Origin of the sequence: Priestia veravalensis, from assembly GCF_001457055.1 — a bacterium.
In the GTDB taxonomy this organism is placed as follows: domain Bacteria; phylum Bacillota; class Bacilli; order Bacillales; family Bacillaceae_H; genus Priestia; species Priestia flexa.
In genome coordinates this window covers 19,076-36,756 of record NZ_KQ758663.1, presented here as the reverse complement: position 1 = coordinate 36,756, position 17,681 = coordinate 19,076, and the positions used below count along the sequence as shown (strand labels likewise).

Below are 17,681 nucleotides of genomic sequence, written 5' to 3'. Positions count from 1 at the left end.
CCGCAACCAAAGTGGTCCCGTGGTGTAGCGGTTAACATGCCTGCCTGTCACGCAGGAGATCGCGGGTTCGATTCCCGTCGGGACCGCCATTATAAGAAGGCTCGGTAGCTCAGTTGGTAGAGCAAAGGACTGAAAATCCTTGTGTCGGCGGTTCGATTCCGTCCCGAGCCACCATCTATATGGCGATTGTGGCGAAGTGGTTAACGCATCGGATTGTGGTTCCGACATTCGTGGGTTCGATTCCCATCAGTCGCCCCATATAATTAAGCGGGTGTAGTTTAATGGTAAAACCTCAGCCTTCCAAGCTGATGTCGTGAGTTCGATTCTCATCACCCGCTCCATAATGGGCCTATAGCTCAGCTGGTTAGAGCGCACGCCTGATAAGCGTGAGGTCGGTGGTTCGAGTCCACTTAGGCCCACCATTTATTATTCCACAGTAGCTCAGTGGTAGAGCAATCGGCTGTTAACCGATCGGTCGTAGGTTCGAGTCCTACCTGTGGAGCCATTATATTGGGGAAGTACTCAAGAGGCTGAAGAGGCGCCCCTGCTAAGGGTGTAGGTCGCGTAAGCGGCGCGAGGGTTCAAATCCCTCCTTCTCCGCCAGTCAATTTTAATAATGGCCCGTTGGTCAAGTGGTTAAGACACCGCCCTTTCACGGCGGTAACACGGGTTCGAATCCCGTACGGGTCATATCTAAAAAGGTTTGCATTTATGCAAACCTTTTTTATTTATTTGAAAACCGTCTAATAAATAGATGGTTTTTTTATTTTCGTAAAAATATTCAGAGAAGAAGGAAAAAACAGCTGCTTTATGGAATGTAAATTAGATAATAGAAATGATAGAAGAAGGTTTATTTACTAGGTTAATTGTTATCAAGGAGGGGTATTTTTGAATTCGACTGTTCAACCTACTGATTTTGACATCCATCTTTATCACGAAGGAAATTTATTTCATAGTTATAAGCTTTTTGGGGCACATAAGTTAACAATAAACAGCACAGAGGGAGTACGTTTTTCTGTCTGGGCTCCTAATGCTTCTGCAGTAAGTATTGTGGGTGATTTTAATGAATGGAACGGTTTGAATCACCGGCTAGAGCGATTAAATTCTGAAGGGATATGGACAATATTCATTCCGTATCTTGAAGAGGATATGATTTATAAATATGAAATTACAACTCGTGATGGAACAAAACTACTAAAAGCTGATCCTTATGCTTTTCATAGTGAAGTAAGACCCGATACTGCTTCTAAAATTTATTATTTAGAAGGGTACAAGTGGGGAGATCGGTATTGGAAACGTAAGAAGAAACAACAAACTATTTATGAAAAGCCTATGTGTATTTACGAATTACATGCTGGTTCATGGAAAGTTCATGAGGATGGTGAACTATATACGTATCGTGAGTTAGCTGAAGAGTTAATTCCTTATGTAATAGAACAAGGGTTTACTCATATCGAACTATTACCTCTAGTTGAGCATCCGCTCGATAAATCTTGGGGGTACCAAGGAACTGGTTATTTTTCTGCAACCAGTCGATACGGTTCACCACATGATTTAATGTATTTTATTGACCAGTGTCATCAAAGCAGCATAGGTGTTCTTTTAGATTGGGTTCCAGGGCATTTTTGTAAAGATGCGCATGGATTATATATGTTTGATGGTTCACCCACGTATGAATATAAGAACGAATTAGATCGCGAAAACTATACATGGGGCACGGCTAATTTTGACTTAGGTAAACCGGAAGTACAAAGTTTCTTAATATCAAATGCACTTTTTTGGTTAGAATACTTTCACATTGATGGTTTTAGAGTCGATGCTGTTGCTAATATGTTATATTGGCCAAATTCTCATGAATTGGTTGAGAATCAATATGCTGTTCAATTCTTAAGAAAGCTGAATGAGGCGGTTTTTGCTTATGATTCGACTATCTTAATGATGGCTGAAGATTCAACGGATTGGCCATTAGTTACGGCTCCTACATATGACGGTGGGCTAGGTTTTAATTATAAATGGAACATGGGCTGGATGAACGATGTTTTAACTTATATGGAAGCCGACATTCATCAAAGAGCAAATCTTCATGAAAAAATGACTTTCTCTTTAATGTATGCCTTTAATGAAAACTTTATTTTACCATTCTCTCATGATGAAGTAGTTCATGGAAAGAAATCATTGTTAAATAAAATGCCTGGAGACTATTGGAGGAAATTTGCACAGCTTCGGTTATTATACGGTTATTTTATTGCTCATCCTGGCAAAAAATTGCTATTTATGGGCGGAGAATTTGGTCAGTTTGATGAGTGGAAAGACGCAAGTGATTTAGATTGGCAGCTATATGACTTTGATATGCACCAAAGTTTAAATAGCTATTTCAAAGAACTTCTTAAGATTTATAAACGAAGTAAACCACTTTATGAATTAGATCATCAAGAAGAGGGTTTCTCTTGGATTGATGTGAATAATCGAGAACAAAAAATCTTTTCATTTATTCGAACATCAACAAATAGTCAAGATAAGCTTGTTGTGGTATGTAACTTCTCAGATGTTCCATATCATGCATATAAAGTAGGTGTTCCTCTAAACACAGAATATGTTGAGGTCATCAATAGTGATCATGTTGATTTTGGAGGTTCTGGAGTTGTTAACCCAAAACCTTTAAAAGTAATCGAAGAAGGATTTCATGGTCTACCATTTCATATTGAAATGGATGTACCACCCTTTGGGATTAGCATCATGAGAACAAAGAAAAAACGGGGGGAGAGAAGAAACAATGTTAAAAAAGAAGTGCGTAGCGATGTTGTTGGCAGGAGGAAAAGGTAGTCGATTAAGTTCGCTTACAAAAAATTTAGCAAAGCCAGCTGTTCCATTTGGTGGGAAGTATCGAATTATTGATTTTGCGCTAAGCAATTGCTCCAACTCTGGGATTGAAACAGTTGGAATTTTAACGCAGTACCAGCCTTTACTCTTACACTCTTACATTGGTATTGGAAGCGCTTGGGACTTAGATAGAAGAGACGGAGGCGTTACTGTATTACCTCCTTATTCAGAGTCATCAGGGGTAAAGTGGTATAAAGGAACTGCCAGCGCTATTTATGAAAACCTAAACTACCTATGCCAGTATGAGCCTGAGTATGTGTTAATTTTATCAGGAGACCATATTTACAAAATGAATTATGAAAGTATGCTAGATTATCATATTGAAAAAGAAGCAGATGTATCTATCTCAGTAATTGAAGTTCCTTGGGATGAAGCAAGTAGGTTTGGAATTTTAAATACAAATGAAGCCTTAGAAGTTCAAGAATTTGATGAAAAGCCACAGTATCCAAAAAATAACTTGGCATCTATGGGTATTTATATTTTTAAATGGAATATTCTTAAAGAATATTTAGAAATGGATGCACGTAACCCTTATTCTAGTCATGACTTCGGAAAAGATGTCATTCCGCTATTGTTAGAAGAGAAAAAGCGTTTAATGGCATATCCATTTAAAGGATATTGGAAGGATGTAGGAACGGTTAAGAGCCTATGGGAAGCAAATATGGATTTATTAGATGAAAGTGATGAGCTCAATTTATTTGACTCTTCGTGGAAGGTCTATTCCGTAAATCCGAGTCAACCCCCTCAATACATTGCTCCAACAGCATGCGTCGTAGAATCATTAGTCAATGAAGGCTGCGTAGTTGAAGGTAGTATTGAACGTTCCGTGTTATTTCCAGGTGTACAAATTGGTAGTGGTTCAGAAGTAAAGCGAAGCGTTGTGATGCCATCAGCAAAGGTTGGCGTAAACGTATATATTGAAAATGCTATTATTCCGTCAGACGTAATTATTCCAGATGGAACAATTATTAAGCCAACCAAGGGAAAAGAAGAAGTTATTTTAGTGACGAATGAACTGTTAGAGTCCATTTCATAACGCATTTAATTAACAGAGAGGATGAACTACATTGAATAATCAAATGCTAGGCATTATTGATGCTTGCACAACTACGAGCTCCTTACAACCATTAACTTTTTATCGTTCAATTGCGGCTGTTCCATTTGCAGGACGCTACCGATTAATTGATTTTATGCTATCAAACATGGTTAATTCTGGTGTGCAAAGCGTAGCTATATTTCCGAAAGATCGCTATCGTGCCCTTACCGACCATATTGGTTCAGGCAAGGAGTGGGATTTAGACCGAAAAAGAGATGGTCTATTCATTTTTCCACCTGTAAAAAACGATTTAAAATTAGAAGACCCATCGCTAATTGCTCAATTCCGCTATCATATTGATTATTTCCTTCGAAGTAAACAAGATTACGTTATTATTGCAAACAGCTATACCATTTGTACCATTGATTTTAACCAAGTATTAAAGCGTCATGTAGCTCAAGGTGCAGTTGTAACGTCAGTAGTGAACGGTAATACACCTCTAAATATATACATTATTAATAAAAAAGCGTTACTTGATATCCTACAAAATGAAACCCAAGACTTTGATACGATTACAGAGCTCGTACACTATCTTTCTTCGTCCTCGAAAGTGATCACGTATGAGCAAAATGGGTACCTTTCTCAAGTAGATTCGCTAGAAGCCTATTATAAAGCTAGTATGGATATTTTATCTGCAGAAACATGGAAGCAGCTATTTTTAAGAACTCGTCCAATCTATACAAAAACAAAAGATGAACCTCCAACACGCTATGCAAAAACAGCTGTCGTGAAAAATTCAATGATTGCTAACGGTTGCGTTATTGAAGGGCATGTGGAAAATAGTATTATTTTCCGAGGAGTAAAGATAGGAAAAGGTGCAGTTGTTAAAAATAGTATCGTGATGCAAAAAGGAGCTATTCTTGAGAATAGTGTATTAAACTATGTTGTTTTAGATAAAGATGTAAAAATAGGTAGCCATGAAGAGTTGAATGGTGAACCTAATCTACCAAGAGTATTAGCAAAAGGAACAGTTCAAGGAGCGTTGATGAATTCGTGAATGTATTATTTGCAGTGTCAGAATGTGTACCCTTTATTAAAACAGGGGGATTAGCAGACGTAGCTGGTGCTTTGCCTAAAGAATTGAAGCAGTTGGGTACTAACGTGTCCGTGATTATGCCTAAGTATAGCTTGATTTCTGAGAAGTACAGTGAGCAGATGACTCTAGAAAAAGTGATCTACGTCCAAGTTGGCTGGAGAAGACAATATTGTGGGATTTATACGCTAGAAATGAATGGTACTCAGTACATTTTTATCGATAATGAATACTATTTTAAAAGAGATAGTCTGTACGGTCATTATGATGATGCGGAGCGCTTTGCTTTTTTCTCCAAAGCGGTACTAGAGGCTATTCCAACTCTAGTAAATGAGCCGGATATTATTCATTGTCATGACTGGCATACAGCCATGATTCCGTTTCTATTAAGAGCACAATATAGTATGTATGACCATATTGAGACAGTATTCACCATTCATAACTTACAATTTCAGGGTATCTTTCCAAAGCAGAATTTATATGAGCTATTAAACTTAAATGAGTATCATTTTACGTCCAACCAGTTAGAGTTTTATGGCAATTTAAATTTTATGAAAGGCGGCATTGTCTCTGCGGATAAAATTACGACAGTGAGCCCAACTTATCGAAATGAAATCCAAATGCCTTATTATGGTGAAAAGTTAGATGGGTTACTAAGACAACGAGACCAGGATTTGATAGGGATTGTAAATGGTATTGATGACCAAGCCTATAATCCGGAAAATGATGAATTAATTGCATTTAACTACTCAGCTCAAGATTTAGCAGGTAAGTATAAGAATAAAGAAGATTTACAAGCATACCTTGGATTAGATGTGAGAAATGATGTTCCACTTGTTTCAATGGTCACGCGATTAACAAAGCAAAAAGGGTTAGATCTTGTAAAGCATGTTTTTCATGAAATAATTCGTTTAGATGCGCAGGTTGTTATACTGGGAACAGGTGAAGCAGAATTTGAATCATTTTTTAAAGAGATGGAATCTCAGTATCCCAATCAGGTAAAAGCAATTATTGGTTTTAATGAAGCGCTAGCGCATAAAGTGTATGCAGGATCAGATTTATTTTTAATGCCTTCAAAGTTTGAGCCATGTGGATTAGGTCAATTAATTGCGTTACGCTATGGTGCAATACCCATCGTTAGAGAAACAGGTGGGCTAAACGATACGGTCCTTTCGTATAATGAGTATACCTATGAAGGAAACGGATTTACTTTTGCAAACTATAACGCTCACGATATGCTTTACACAATTGAAAGGGCAATTTCCTTTTACAATGATAAGGACGTGTGGGAGAAATTAATGCGAGACGCTATGAGTCAAGATTATAGCTGGGCGCAATCGGCATTTAAATACAATCAACTATATGCGAACTTAACATCTATTTCATCTTGAAAGGGTGATAAGCTTGTTCTCTAATAAAGAAAGCTTTCAAAAAGTATTTTTAAAAAAGTTAGAAATGACTTATGGGAAAAGCTTCAAAGAATCGACGGTACAAGATCAATACCATACGTTAGGAAATATGGTGAGAGAGTATATTAGTAGTGATTGGATTGCTACTAATGAGGCTCAGAGATCAAATCACTCAAAACAAGTGTATTATCTATCGATTGAATTTCTATTAGGCAGGCTATTAGGACAAAACTTACTTAATCTTGGAATAAAAGAAGTAGTTGAAGAAGGGTTAAAGGATTTAAATATTTCACTAGAAGAGATTGAGGAAATTGAAGCAGATGCTGGGTTAGGGAATGGTGGATTGGGCCGGTTAGCTGCTTGCTTTTTAGATTCTTTAGCCTCTTTAAATTTACCAGGGCATGGATGTGGAATTCGATATAAGCATGGGTTATTCGATCAAAAGATTGTGGATGGCTTTCAAGTAGAGTTACCTGAACAATGGCTTCGCCACGGTAACTCTTGGGAAGTGAGGAAAGTTGATCAATCCATTGAAGTGAACTTCTGGGGAGACGTTGAATATTACAGTGATAATGGTAAACTAGCATTTCGACATATTAACGGAGAGTCTATTTTAGCTGTGCCGTACGACATTCCTGTAGTAGGTTATGACACGACTACAGTGAATACGCTTCGACTTTGGAATGCAGAACCTGCCTCATTTCCAGTACATAAAGACGTAATGCAGTATAAAAGAGAAACGGAAGCAGTCTCTGAATTTTTATATCCAGATGACACCCATGAAGATGGTAAAATTTTAAGGTTAAAGCAGCAATATTTTCTTGTATCAGCTAGTTTGCAAAGTATTGTTCGTTCACATCGTATCGTATACGGGACGCTTGCCAATCTACATGAAAAAGTAGCTATTCATATTAATGACACTCACCCTGTATTAGCTATACCAGAGCTTATGCGCATTCTATTAGATGAGGAAAAGCTTAGCTGGGATGATGCTTGGCATATTACTACACAGACAATCTCATATACGAATCATACAACGTTATCTGAAGCTTTAGAAAAATGGCCAATTCATTTATTTAAGCCACTTCTTCCTCGCATTTATATGATTGTGGAAGAAATTAACCAACGCTTTTGTGAAGAGTTGTGGAAACGATATCCTTATCAATGGAAAAGAATTGAGGATATGGCAATTATCGCACATGATATGGTGAAAATGGCTCATTTAGCTATTGTAGGCAGCCATAAAGTAAACGGTGTAGCTAAAATACACACCGATATTTTGAAAAAGCGAGAAATGAAAAACTTCTTTGATTTCTATCCACAGAAATTTATTAATAAAACAAATGGTATTACTCATAGACGATGGCTGTTAAAGGCGAATCCAGAATTATCAATACTTCTCAATGAAACCATTGGTGATGAATGGGTGAAAAACCCTTACGCATTAAAACAGTTGGAATCTTATGCTCAAGATAAAAATTTTAAAGACCAATTAAAAAAAGTAAAGCAACAGCGAAAAGATATTTTAAGCGAAGTTATCAAAAAGCAAACTGGTATTGAAATAAATCCACAATCAATCTTTGATGTGCAGGTGAAGAGACTGCATGCTTATAAGCGACAGTTGCTAAATGTACTTCATATTATGTACCTGTACAATCGTTTAAAAGAGGATTCTAACTTTAAAATTGTACCGAGAACGTTCATCTTTGGGGCAAAAGCTTCCCCAGGATATTATTATGCTAAGAAGGTTATTAAGTTAATTAACTCAGTGGCTGATGTAGTAAATAGTGATCCCGTCACATCGCCGTTTTTAAAAGTTGTTTTTCTCGAAAACTATCGTGTTTCTTTAGCTGAAGATGTGTTTACAGCAGCGGATGTTAGTGAACAAATCTCAACTGCTAGTAAAGAAGCATCAGGAACAGGGAATATGAAATTCATGATGAACGGTGCTTTAACCGTTGGAACAATGGATGGAGCAAACGTAGAAATTGCGGAAGTTGTTGGAGAAAATAATATGTTTATCTTTGGCTTATCATCCGAGGAAGTTCTACACTATCAACAAAACGGTGGGTATCGTTCATTTGATTATTACCATCATGATCAACGAATCAAAAAAGTGTTAGAGCAGCTTACAAACGGCTTTTTTAAGAATACTTATGATTTATTTGAGCCAATTTATGATTCTTTGTTAATGCAAAATGATGAATACTATGTACTGAGAGACTTTGCGTCCTACGTTCAAGCACAGGAAAAAGTAAATCAAGCATATGGTGACAAAGACAAGTGGTTTGAAATGAGTGCGTTAAATATTGCTCAATCAGGTTATTTCTCTAGTGATCGCACAATATCAGAATATGCAAAGGAAATTTGGGAGATTAATTCATCAAAACAAATATTATCATACTAAAAAAGGAGCCTTTAGGCTCCTTTTTATCTATTGTCACCACTTAAGAAATTCCCTTAAAGGTATATTCAACATAAAAAAACAGGAGTATTACGCTACTCCTGTTAATCTGTATAATGTTCTTTCTCGTGAGAAGGGAGGTCACCAAAAGTGGTCATGATGCCTTCTTCATCTAAGCTTTGTTCATACTCTTCATGTTGCTTGGACGGATAGACAACAATTTCTTTTCCATATAAATCAGTACCTACAAAGTTCTCATAGTCTTCTACATAACCGACGTTTTCGTCATGCTCAATATATGTGTCGTTATAAGAAGAAATATCTCCTTCAAAATCAGATGGGGACTCAGACGTTCCATACCTCTCTACGTCTTGCCAAGAATCTTCTGCGTCATATTCAGTTGCTCCGGAAGTGTCCAGGTCGTATTGTCCAAATGGATGACGAGGACTTAATTCTTCGATAGGTCTTTGGTGTGATGTTTCCTGAGATGGACTATGCTCTTTACAATACAACGTGGTAGGAACTGCTTCTAGTCGTTCAAAGCTAATATCCTTCCCACATGTTTTACATTTTCCATATGTGGTTGCCTCCATCGCATTTAAAGCAGTCTTAATTTCCTCTAGCTCTTCCCGTGTATGTTCATATAATGCAATGTCTTTTTCCCGTTCATAAATTTCACTCGCCATATCTCCAGGGTGGTTATCATAACTTGATAACTCCCCTGTTGAATCATGTAAACTTTGGGATGTTAATCCAAAATCATTATTATCTTTTAACTGGTTTAGTAAGTTTTCCTGCTCAGTTAATAATACGTCCCTTAATTGGTTTAGCTGCTTGTTGGAAATCATAAAAATTCTCTCCCTTTTCCCTTGAATTACTCAATTCCACATTATTATGTGTTAAATGATTTAAAAAAATTAAGCTCTATCGTGTTTCACATGTGAAATGATTGGCATTTATGATGAAATGTGTAATGACTTCTTCCATTAGTTATGGAAAAACTAGGTGGTAGATACTTTCAATGATGAAGGAGAGTTGATACTTTCCGTAGTTATATCACGTAACGCAGAAACCAAGAGCACAAACTCGTTAACTTCTGATGAGATATGATACAATCTTATCAAAGGAATTCAGTTGTCAAACTAGATTTTTTTACAACGAAAGTTTATAATAAATTGGTTAAAGACTTACGAGATTATAAACGGGGGGACGTAGTGTGATTGCAATAACTGAACAGTTAATACATGATCATTTATCAAAGGCAATTGAATGTGCCAGAAATGAAAGTAATACAAAACTTGTCAGCGTAGTCAAAAAAGTAAGACCTATTGACCCCCTTATTTTTTATGCAAACGGCTATAGACAGTTTTGTAAAGAACGTTTCTTTTGGAGAGATTCGAACCAACAGTACACGTTCGTTGGATTAGGAAGAGCTTATACGCTGTCTTCCAAAGAAGGGTCTGCGCGTTTTTTTGATACAGAAAAACAATGGAAGCGCTTTAAAAAAGATATTTTATATACAAATAACGTAGAATTTCCAAATGGTACAGGTCCTCTGCTTTTTGGAGGATTCTCATTTGATCCTTATCAAAAAAAGGACAGCTATTGGACGGATTTTTCCAATAGTAAATTTGTAATTCCTTCTGTTCTGTATACAGAGGCAGATGGAAATGGGTATCTAAGTATAAACATTAAAGTAAGTGGTGAAGACAATATACAAGATCACCTTAAGCACATTGAAGAGTTTGAAGGATTGTTAATAAATCAAGAGTATGATGGCAGTAGCTACTCATCACCTTTACTATTAACAAAAGAAGAAATTGATGTACAAAGGTTTACAAAAAATGTTCAAAATGCTACTTCCTTAATTCAACAAGAAAAAATTGAAAAAGTCGTGCTAGCTCGACAGTTAAAAGCAACATTTACTGAAGCAATTTCGACAGAGTACGTTATTCAGCGTTTACTGAGAGAGCAGCCTACAAGCTACACCTTCATTTTTGAGAATGAAAACCAACATTTTGTTGGTGCATCTCCAGAGCGTTTGGTGCAGAAAGAAGGAGACTATGTTTTTTCAACTTGTTTAGCGGGTTCCATTAAGCGAGGAAAAACACGTAAAGAAGATGCGCTTCTAGGTGATGAGCTTTTAAATGACCAAAAAAATTTAATTGAGCATGACGTGGTCGTGCATATGATTAAAGAAGCAATGGACGCCTATTGTATGGAAGTAGAAATACCTATGCAGCCAACATTGTATAAAACGAAGCATATCCAACATCTCTATACACCTGTACGAGGTAAAATCAAGAAAGGTGTGACATTGTTTTCTCTGTTGAAAGAGCTCCACCCAACACCTGCTCTAGGAGGATATCCGCAAAAAGAATCCTTGTCCATTATTCGAAAGTTAGAGCCGTTCGATCGTGGGTGGTATGCAGCTCCAATTGGGTGGATTGATATTAACGGTAACGGAGAGTTTATTGTTGGGATTCGTTCAGGTGTAATTGAACGACAACAAGCGATGCTTTTTGCAGGGTGTGGGATTGTAGCAGATTCGACACCTGAGAGTGAATACGAAGAAACAACGATTAAATTTAATCCAATGCTATCAGCTTTAGGGGGTATAGCAAGTGGACCATACTGATCAGTTAACTGCTTACGTAGCAGCTTTTGTAGACGAACTAGCTAAATTAGGTGTAAATCATGTTGTGGTAAGCCCTGGTTCTCGCTCAACACCGATTGCTATGTTAATGTCTGAGCATGAAAAGATAAAAGTTCATTTAAATATTGATGAGCGCTCGGCTGGATTTTTTGCTTTAGGTATGGCAAAAGCAAAAAATCAGCCTGTTGCGCTTGTTTGTACATCTGGAACAGCTGCTGCAAATTATTTTCCAGCAGTTGTCGAAGCACATCACTCAAGGGTTCCTCTACTTGTCATTACGGCAGATCGTCCGCATGAACTGCGTGAGGTAGGAGCTCCACAGGCAATTAATCAACAATACTTATTTAGTCATTATGCAAAGTGGTTTGTGGATACAGCTTTACCAGAAGCTGCGGAAGAGGCAATTCGTTATATTCGAACTGTGGCTGGAAGAGCTGTTAGCGTTTCAGCTGGTGCTCCAAAAGGTCCTGTTCATATTAACATGCCGCTTCGTGAACCAATTGTTCCAAATCTTTCTTTAGAAAATTTATGGAGCTTACATGAGCGTGACAACTCGTACGTTTCGTTTAATAAGGGAAATCCAATGCTTTCTAGTCAAGCTTTTGCGCATATTGGTCAGTTCATAAAAGACGAAACAAAAGGTTTGATCATATGTGGAGATCAGCTAAAGGGGGAAGATAAACAGGCTATTGTAGAGTTAGCAAGTTATCTTCAATTTCCAATTATTGCAGATCCACTCTCGCAGATGAGAAGCGGTGATCATGCTAAAAATCTCGTTATCGATACGTACGATTCTTTTTTGAAAAAAGAAGGAATTCAACCGCTATTGAAGCCAGAAGTTGTCATTCGGTTTGGTGCCATGCCTGTGTCAAAGGGTTTGACTTTATTTTTAAAAGCGTATGAGCCAAAAGCTGTTTTTGTAGTAGATGAAAGTAATGGATGGCGAGATCCTACACTTCGCTCAACGCATATGATTCAGTGCAACGAAGGGCTATTCGCTCGTGAATTACCAAAGTATATAGGAAGTAAGAAATCTTCTAATTCATGGAGTGAAAAGTGGATTGAATTAAATAAGCAGGTTAAGGATTCGTTAAAAATCAACTTACAAGATAAGTGGTTTGAAGGTAGCATTGTACAGGAACTATCAAAGCTTTTACCAGCTAATTCGGCTTTGTTTATTGGCAACTCAATGCCAATAAGAGATGTAGATTCGTTTTTCTTTGCGACAGATAAACCAATTCACTTATTTGCAAATCGCGGTGCTAATGGCATTGATGGTGTTGTTTCATCAGCTTTAGGTGTTAGCACGGAATATGAACATACTGTACTTTTAATTGGGGACTTATCTTTTTACCATGATTTAAACGGCTTGCTCGCTGCTAAAATGCATAATCTTAACTTAACAGTCGTGCTCATTAACAATGATGGCGGGGGAATCTTTTCATTTTTACCTCAGTCAAAAGAAGAGAAGCATTTTGAGTTTTTATTCGGTACGCCAACAGGTCTACAGTTTGAACATGCTGCAAAGTTATATGAGGGTACATTTAGTAGAGCCTATACAGCAGATGAGCTTCACTGCGCATTAAAAGCTTCGTTTAAAGAGGGTGGCTTGCACATTATTGAAGTGCCAACAGCTCGCAAAGAAAATGTCGAAATACATCGTGAAATCTGGAGTGACGTTTCCCAGGTAATAAATTTGTCTGAATTTGAGGAATAAGAGATGTATTATAGATATGAAGATGTTTCGTACCATGTTGAAGTACAAGGGAAAGGAACTCCCCTTTTGTTATTGCATGGCTTTACAGGTTCCTCTCAAACTTGGAGTACATTTACGAAGTCTTGGGCACGTTATTATCAGGTTATTACAATTGATATTATTGGCCATGGAAAGACAGATTCCCCTAGCGATGTAGCTCCATATAAAATGACTCAGATGATGAACGTTATTGTAAGTCTTCTAGATAGGCTCCGAATTGAAAAGGCCTTTTTTCTTGGCTATTCAATGGGAGCGCGTCTAGCGTTGGCATTTTCCATTCATTATCAAGAACGAGTGAAAGCGCTCATTCTAGAGAGTGGATCACCGGGCTTAAAAACACAACCGGAGCGAATGGCAAGGCAAGCTGCTGATGAAGAATTAGCTGCGTTCATTAGGGAGCAAGGTGTGTTGAAGTTTGTGGACTACTGGGAAAGCATCCCCATGTTTAAAACTCAAAAGCGCATGCCTGAAAAAGATCAAGCACTAGTTCGTCAAGAGAGGTTGGCTCAATGTAAGCTCGGGTTAGCAAATAGTCTAATCGGTATGGGAACTGGAGCTCAACAATCTTATTGGGAGAAGTTACATACCTTGTTGCTTCCTGTCCTGTTAATTACAGGTGAACTTGATCAGAAATTTTGTGAAATCGCAAAAGACATGTCTAACCAGCTCAAATTTTGTAGGTATAAAGTTGTTTTAAACACTGGCCATGCAATTCATGTGGAACAACCAAGAATTTTTGGTAAAATAGTAAGTGAGTTTTTATCACAACATGAGGAGGAAGAAAGATGACAGTTGAATGGGTATCTCAACGTAATTATGAAGATATTTTGTATGAAACATATAATGGAATTGCAAAAATTACAATTAATCGTCCAGAAGTACGAAATGCTTTCCGTCCAAAAACGGTAATGGAATTAATTAATGCTTTTGCATATGCGCGTGATGATTCAAGCGTTGGTGTAATTGTGCTAGCTGGTGCTGGAGACAAAGCATTTTGTTCTGGTGGAGACCAAAAAGTACGCGGGCATGGTGGTTATGTAGGGGAAGACGAAATTCCTCGCTTAAACGTATTAGACTTACAGCGATTAATTCGCGTTATTCCAAAACCAGTTGTTGCGATGGTTTCAGGCTATGCAATCGGTGGAGGTCATGTTTTACATATCGTATGTGACTTAACAATTGCTGCAGATAATGCAATTTTTGGCCAAACGGGTCCAAAAGTTGGAAGCTTTGACGCTGGATATGGTTCAGGCTATTTAGCGCGTATTGTTGGTCATAAAAAAGCGCGTGAAATTTGGTATCTATGCCGTCAATACAATGCGCAAGAGGCACTTGAAATGGGACTTGTTAACACTGTTGTACCATTAGAAGAGCTAGAAGCAGAAACAATTAAATGGTGTGAAGAAATGTTAGAAAAGAGCCCAACAGCTCTACGTTTCTTAAAAGCTGCATTTAATGCTGATACAGATGGATTAGCTGGTATACAGCAATTTGCTGGAGACGCTACGCTTTTATATTACACAACTGATGAAGCAAAAGAGGGTCGTGACGCATTCAAAGAAAAGCGCAACCCAGACTTCAAACAGTTCCCACGTTTCCCATAATGCTCAAAACAGCTTGATGACATTCATCAAGCTGTTTTTTCTATGGAAAGGAGAATAGAAGCATGAATTTGTTACCTAATTGGTTAAGTCAACGAGCGAAAGTAACACCTAACCGAGTTGCGGTGGACTTAGCAGCGGAATCGATTACATTTTTACAGCTGCATAAACGAGTGGTGAAGCGAGCTTTTCAATTAGCGAGCTATGGGATAAAAAAAGGTCACACAGTTGCTATATATATGAAGAACCGAATAGAATATATTGAATTAATTCATGCTTTAGCTTATATAGGAGCAAAAGCACTATTACTCAATACGCGTTTAAAGCAGCAAGAGATTCAGTATCAATGTAGCGATGCAAAAGCGAACTTTCTTGTTGTGGATGAGAGTTATGAAGAAACCATACTGCTTTCAGGAACAGAACTAATTCAGCTACAAGACCTTATCTATCGACACGAAAAAGAAATTGTGCTTCAATCTCAGTATGATTTAAATGATACGTATACAATTATGTATACGTCAGGTACTACAGGTAACCCAAAAGGAGTTATGCAGTCTTATGGAAATCACTGGTGGAGTGCTACTGGGTCATCGCTAAACCTTGGACTTCAGACAAATGACTGCTGGCTCGTTGCTGTGCCTTTGTTTCATATTAGCGGTTTTTCTATTTTAATGAGAAATGTTATTTATGGGATGAGAATTGTATTACACTCAAAGTTTGAAGCTATACAAGCAAACGCTGCTATTGAAACAAAAGGTGTGACCATTATGTCGGTCGTAACTTCGATGCTGACCCAAATGTTAAAGGAACTAGGTGGCAGAAAATATCCTGAATCATTTCGCTGCATGTTAGCAGGAGGAGGTCCCGTGCCAAGAGTTCTCTTGGACGACTGTATAGAGAAAGGAATCCCTGTCTACCAGACGTATGGCATGACAGAGACTTCTTCTCAGTTTGTAACGTTAGCTCCAGAAGATAGTATTCAAAAACTTGGATCTGCAGGAAAGCCCCTGATGCCTTGCCAGCTTAAGATTGTAAATGCTAACGGTGAGGAAGTAATGAATGGTATAGAAGGTGAAATTGCTGTGAAAGGTCCTAACGTAACGTCTGGGTACCTTAATAAACCAGAAGAAACAGATAAAGCAATAAAAAATGGTTGGTTTTATACAGGAGATATCGGCAAACTTGATGAAGATGGATTTTTATACGTATTAGATAGAAGGTCAGATTTAATTATTTCAGGTGGAGAAAATATCTATCCAGCAGAAATTGAGAGCACTCTATTAAAGCATCCACTTATTGCAGAAGCCGGGGTTACAGGGCTGCCTCATAAACAGTGGGGACAAGTTCCAGCAGCTTTTTTAGTAGTTACATCACCAATAAAAAAAGAAGAGTTACAGGCATATTGTCAGTCGATGTTAGCCAATTATAAAGTACCAAAGTATTATTTTATTGTTGATGATCTACCAAGAACCGCTTCCAATAAAATTATTAGACGAAAATTACCTCAGCGTATAGAACAGGGGCGTCAACTATGATTGAAATCCATAAAGCAACCATTCATGCTATTGAATTGAACCTATTATCACCGTTTTCAACTAGTTATGGAACTGTGACAAATCGAGAATTGCTTCTTTTAGAAGTAGAAGATATAAGCGGTGAAGCAGGCTGGGGAGAAGTGGTAGCATTTTCAACTCCTTGGTACACAGAAGAAACCATCCAAACGTGCTTTCATATGCTCAATGATTTTTTACTTCCGGCTTTAATTGGAAAGCGATTAACGACGCCTTTAGACCTACAGGAAATATTTAATCCGATTAAGCGAAACCATATGAGTAAAGCAGCAATAGATTGTGCGGTGTGGGATTTGTTTGCTAAGAAGAACAACAAGTCTCTATCTCAAGCTCTTGGTGGCACAAAAGAAGCTGTAGAAGCTGGTGTAGTAGTTGGACTCGATGATATTCATAAGATGGTTCATAAAATAGATGAACACTTGAAAGCTGGATATAAACGTTTTAAAGTAAAGATTAAGCCTGGAGCTGATTATGACCTTATTAAGCAAATTAGAAATCATTATCCAAAACTGCCGCTGATGGTAGATGCAAACTCTGCTTACTCCTTAAATGATTTGAATTTGCTTCAAAAGCTAGATGAATTTGACCTTATGATGATTGAACAGCCATTAGATTCTAGTGATATTATCGATCACCGTCATTTACAACAGCAGCTACGCACGCCCGTTTGCTTAGATGAAAGCATTGTGTCTTATGATGATGCTAGAAAAGCAATTGAGTTAGGGAGCTGTCAAGTTATTAATGTAAAAGTTGGACGGGTAGGCGGCTTAACAGAAGCAAAACGAATTCATGACTTGTGCCAGAAAAGTAATGTTCGACTATGGGTAGGGGGAATGCTGGAATCGGGTATATCAAGAGCTCATAATATTGCATTAGCTTCATTAGAGAATTTCACGATACCTGGAGACATTTCAGCTTCTTCACGCTATTGGAACAAAGATGTCATTCTTCCAGAAGTAGAAGTGGATGATGGGTTAATTCATGTGCCAAAAGAACCAGGCATTGGCTATCGGGTGGATAGGATATTTTTAAATAAAGTTTCCACATATCAAAAAACATATGCATAATGTAAATCCACTTTAAAAGTGGATTTTTTATTGTGAGTTCGGTTTTTAAAAAAATTTTCTTTTTATTTATATAGCAGCTGTCTAGTCATGTGAAAAAAGTTTGATTAAATTTCATAAATCAAATAGTACAACCAATCCGAGAAAACATGTTATGATGGAATAGTTTGATGAAAAATAAGACTGTTTGTAGTAGCTAGTTGCTAATACC

The 17,681-nt window shown here is 37.6% G+C and carries 12 protein-coding genes and 8 tRNA genes; 19 read left to right on the top strand and 1 reads right to left on the bottom strand.

The genetic code is table 11. The annotated features are described in order from the left end of the window. Positions 1-13 precede the first annotated feature (13 nt). The 13 genes from AS180_RS14120 (at position 14) to AS180_RS14060 (ending at position 8,825) form a co-directional block, all read left to right on the top strand. A tRNA-Asp gene (locus AS180_RS14120) sits at positions 14-89 on the top strand. Between the two features lie 9 nt (positions 90-98). Continuing rightward, positions 99-174 (top strand) — tRNA-Phe (locus tag AS180_RS14115). Positions 175-182: 8 nt separating this feature from the next. Next, positions 183-258: transfer RNA gene (locus AS180_RS14110), tRNA-His, on the top strand. Positions 259-267: 9 nt separating this feature from the next. Next, positions 268-341: transfer RNA gene (locus AS180_RS14105), tRNA-Gly, on the top strand. Between the two features lie 4 nt (positions 342-345). After that, positions 346-422: transfer RNA gene (locus tag AS180_RS14100), tRNA-Ile, on the top strand. A gap of 8 nt (positions 423-430) precedes the next feature. After that, positions 431-505 (top strand) — tRNA-Asn (locus AS180_RS14095). A 7-nt stretch (positions 506-512) separates the two neighbouring features. Next, positions 513-603 (top strand) — tRNA-Ser (locus tag AS180_RS14090). 15 nt (positions 604-618) lie between these two features. After that, positions 619-690, top strand: a tRNA-Glu gene (locus AS180_RS14085). 198 nt (positions 691-888) lie between these two features. Beyond that, the gene (glgB, locus tag AS180_RS14080; protein WP_025911883.1) at positions 889-2,823 is read left to right on the top strand and encodes a 1,4-alpha-glucan branching enzyme; all 1,935 of its coding nucleotides are present in this window, start codon (positions 889-891) and stop codon (positions 2,821-2,823) included. Then, positions 2,774-3,916, top strand: a complete 1,143-nt coding sequence (locus AS180_RS14075) for a glucose-1-phosphate adenylyltransferase (RefSeq protein ID WP_025911884.1) — start codon at positions 2,774-2,776, stop codon at positions 3,914-3,916. Before glgB ends, AS180_RS14075 begins: the two co-directional genes overlap by 50 nt. 31 nt (positions 3,917-3,947) lie before the next feature. After that, complete coding sequence (locus tag AS180_RS14070; RefSeq protein WP_025911886.1) at positions 3,948-4,973, top strand: GlgC family sugar phosphate nucleotidyltransferase; 1,026 nt, start codon at positions 3,948-3,950, stop codon at positions 4,971-4,973. Continuing rightward, entirely contained in the window at positions 4,970-6,400 is a 1,431-nt protein-coding gene (gene glgA / locus AS180_RS14065; RefSeq protein WP_025911887.1) for a glycogen synthase GlgA, read from the top strand. The genes AS180_RS14070 and glgA overlap by 4 nt, the downstream gene beginning before the upstream one ends. Positions 6,401-6,413: 13 nt before the next feature. Beyond that, positions 6,414-8,825 carry a glycogen/starch/alpha-glucan phosphorylase gene (locus AS180_RS14060; protein ID WP_025911889.1) on the top strand — a complete coding sequence of 804 codons (2,412 nt, stop codon included), beginning with the start codon at positions 6,414-6,416 and terminating at the stop codon, positions 8,823-8,825. A gap of 101 nt (positions 8,826-8,926) precedes the next feature. Here the strand turns inward: AS180_RS14060 and AS180_RS14055 are convergent, their stop codons facing one another. Beyond that, positions 8,927-9,670, bottom strand: coding sequence for a TraR/DksA C4-type zinc finger protein (locus AS180_RS14055; protein WP_035321464.1), 744 nt, complete (start codon positions 9,668-9,670; stop codon positions 8,927-8,929). A gap of 368 nt (positions 9,671-10,038) precedes the next feature. On the opposite strand from AS180_RS14055, the gene AS180_RS14050 reads away from it, so the two are divergent. From AS180_RS14050 to menC, 6 genes are all read left to right on the top strand, one after another. After that, entirely contained in the window at positions 10,039-11,460 is a 1,422-nt protein-coding gene (locus tag AS180_RS14050; RefSeq protein WP_025911890.1) for an isochorismate synthase, read from the top strand. Further along, on the top strand, positions 11,447-13,195 hold the full coding sequence (menD, locus tag AS180_RS14045; RefSeq protein ID WP_025911891.1) for a 2-succinyl-5-enolpyruvyl-6-hydroxy-3-cyclohexene-1-carboxylic-acid synthase: 1,749 nt from the start codon (positions 11,447-11,449) through the stop codon (positions 13,193-13,195). Before AS180_RS14050 ends, menD begins: the two co-directional genes overlap by 14 nt. A 3-nt stretch (positions 13,196-13,198) precedes the next feature. Next, on the top strand, positions 13,199-14,023 hold the full coding sequence (gene menH, locus AS180_RS14040) for a 2-succinyl-6-hydroxy-2,4-cyclohexadiene-1-carboxylate synthase (RefSeq protein WP_025911892.1): 825 nt from the start codon (positions 13,199-13,201) through the stop codon (positions 14,021-14,023). After that, positions 14,020-14,838, top strand: coding sequence for a 1,4-dihydroxy-2-naphthoyl-CoA synthase (gene menB, locus AS180_RS14035; RefSeq protein ID WP_025911893.1), 819 nt, complete (start codon positions 14,020-14,022; stop codon positions 14,836-14,838). Before menH ends, menB begins: the two co-directional genes overlap by 4 nt. Before the next feature lie 62 nt (positions 14,839-14,900). Then, positions 14,901-16,370, top strand: a complete 1,470-nt coding sequence (locus AS180_RS14030) for an o-succinylbenzoate--CoA ligase (protein WP_025911895.1) — start codon at positions 14,901-14,903, stop codon at positions 16,368-16,370. Beyond that, positions 16,367-17,473 carry an o-succinylbenzoate synthase gene (gene menC, locus AS180_RS14025; protein WP_035321466.1) on the top strand — a complete coding sequence of 369 codons (1,107 nt, stop codon included), beginning with the start codon at positions 16,367-16,369 and terminating at the stop codon, positions 17,471-17,473. Before AS180_RS14030 ends, menC begins: the two co-directional genes overlap by 4 nt. Positions 17,474-17,681: the final 208 nt, after the last annotated feature.

Excerpts from the sequence above, each read along its gene's own strand:
- menH (WP_025911892.1), top strand. The coding sequence starts at position 13,199 with ATGTATTATAGATATGAAGATGTTTCGTACCATGTTGAAGTACAAGGG.
- AS180_RS14055 (WP_035321464.1), bottom strand. The coding sequence starts at position 9,670 with ATGATTTCCAACAAGCAGCTAAACCAATTAAGGGACGTATTATTAACT.
- menC (WP_035321466.1), top strand. The coding sequence starts at position 16,367 with ATGATTGAAATCCATAAAGCAACCATTCATGCTATTGAATTGAACCTA.
- AS180_RS14030 (WP_025911895.1), top strand. The coding sequence starts at position 14,901 with ATGAATTTGTTACCTAATTGGTTAAGTCAACGAGCGAAAGTAACACCT.
- menB (WP_025911893.1), top strand. The coding sequence starts at position 14,020 with ATGACAGTTGAATGGGTATCTCAACGTAATTATGAAGATATTTTGTAT.
- AS180_RS14075 (WP_025911884.1), top strand. The coding sequence starts at position 2,774 with ATGTTAAAAAAGAAGTGCGTAGCGATGTTGTTGGCAGGAGGAAAAGGT.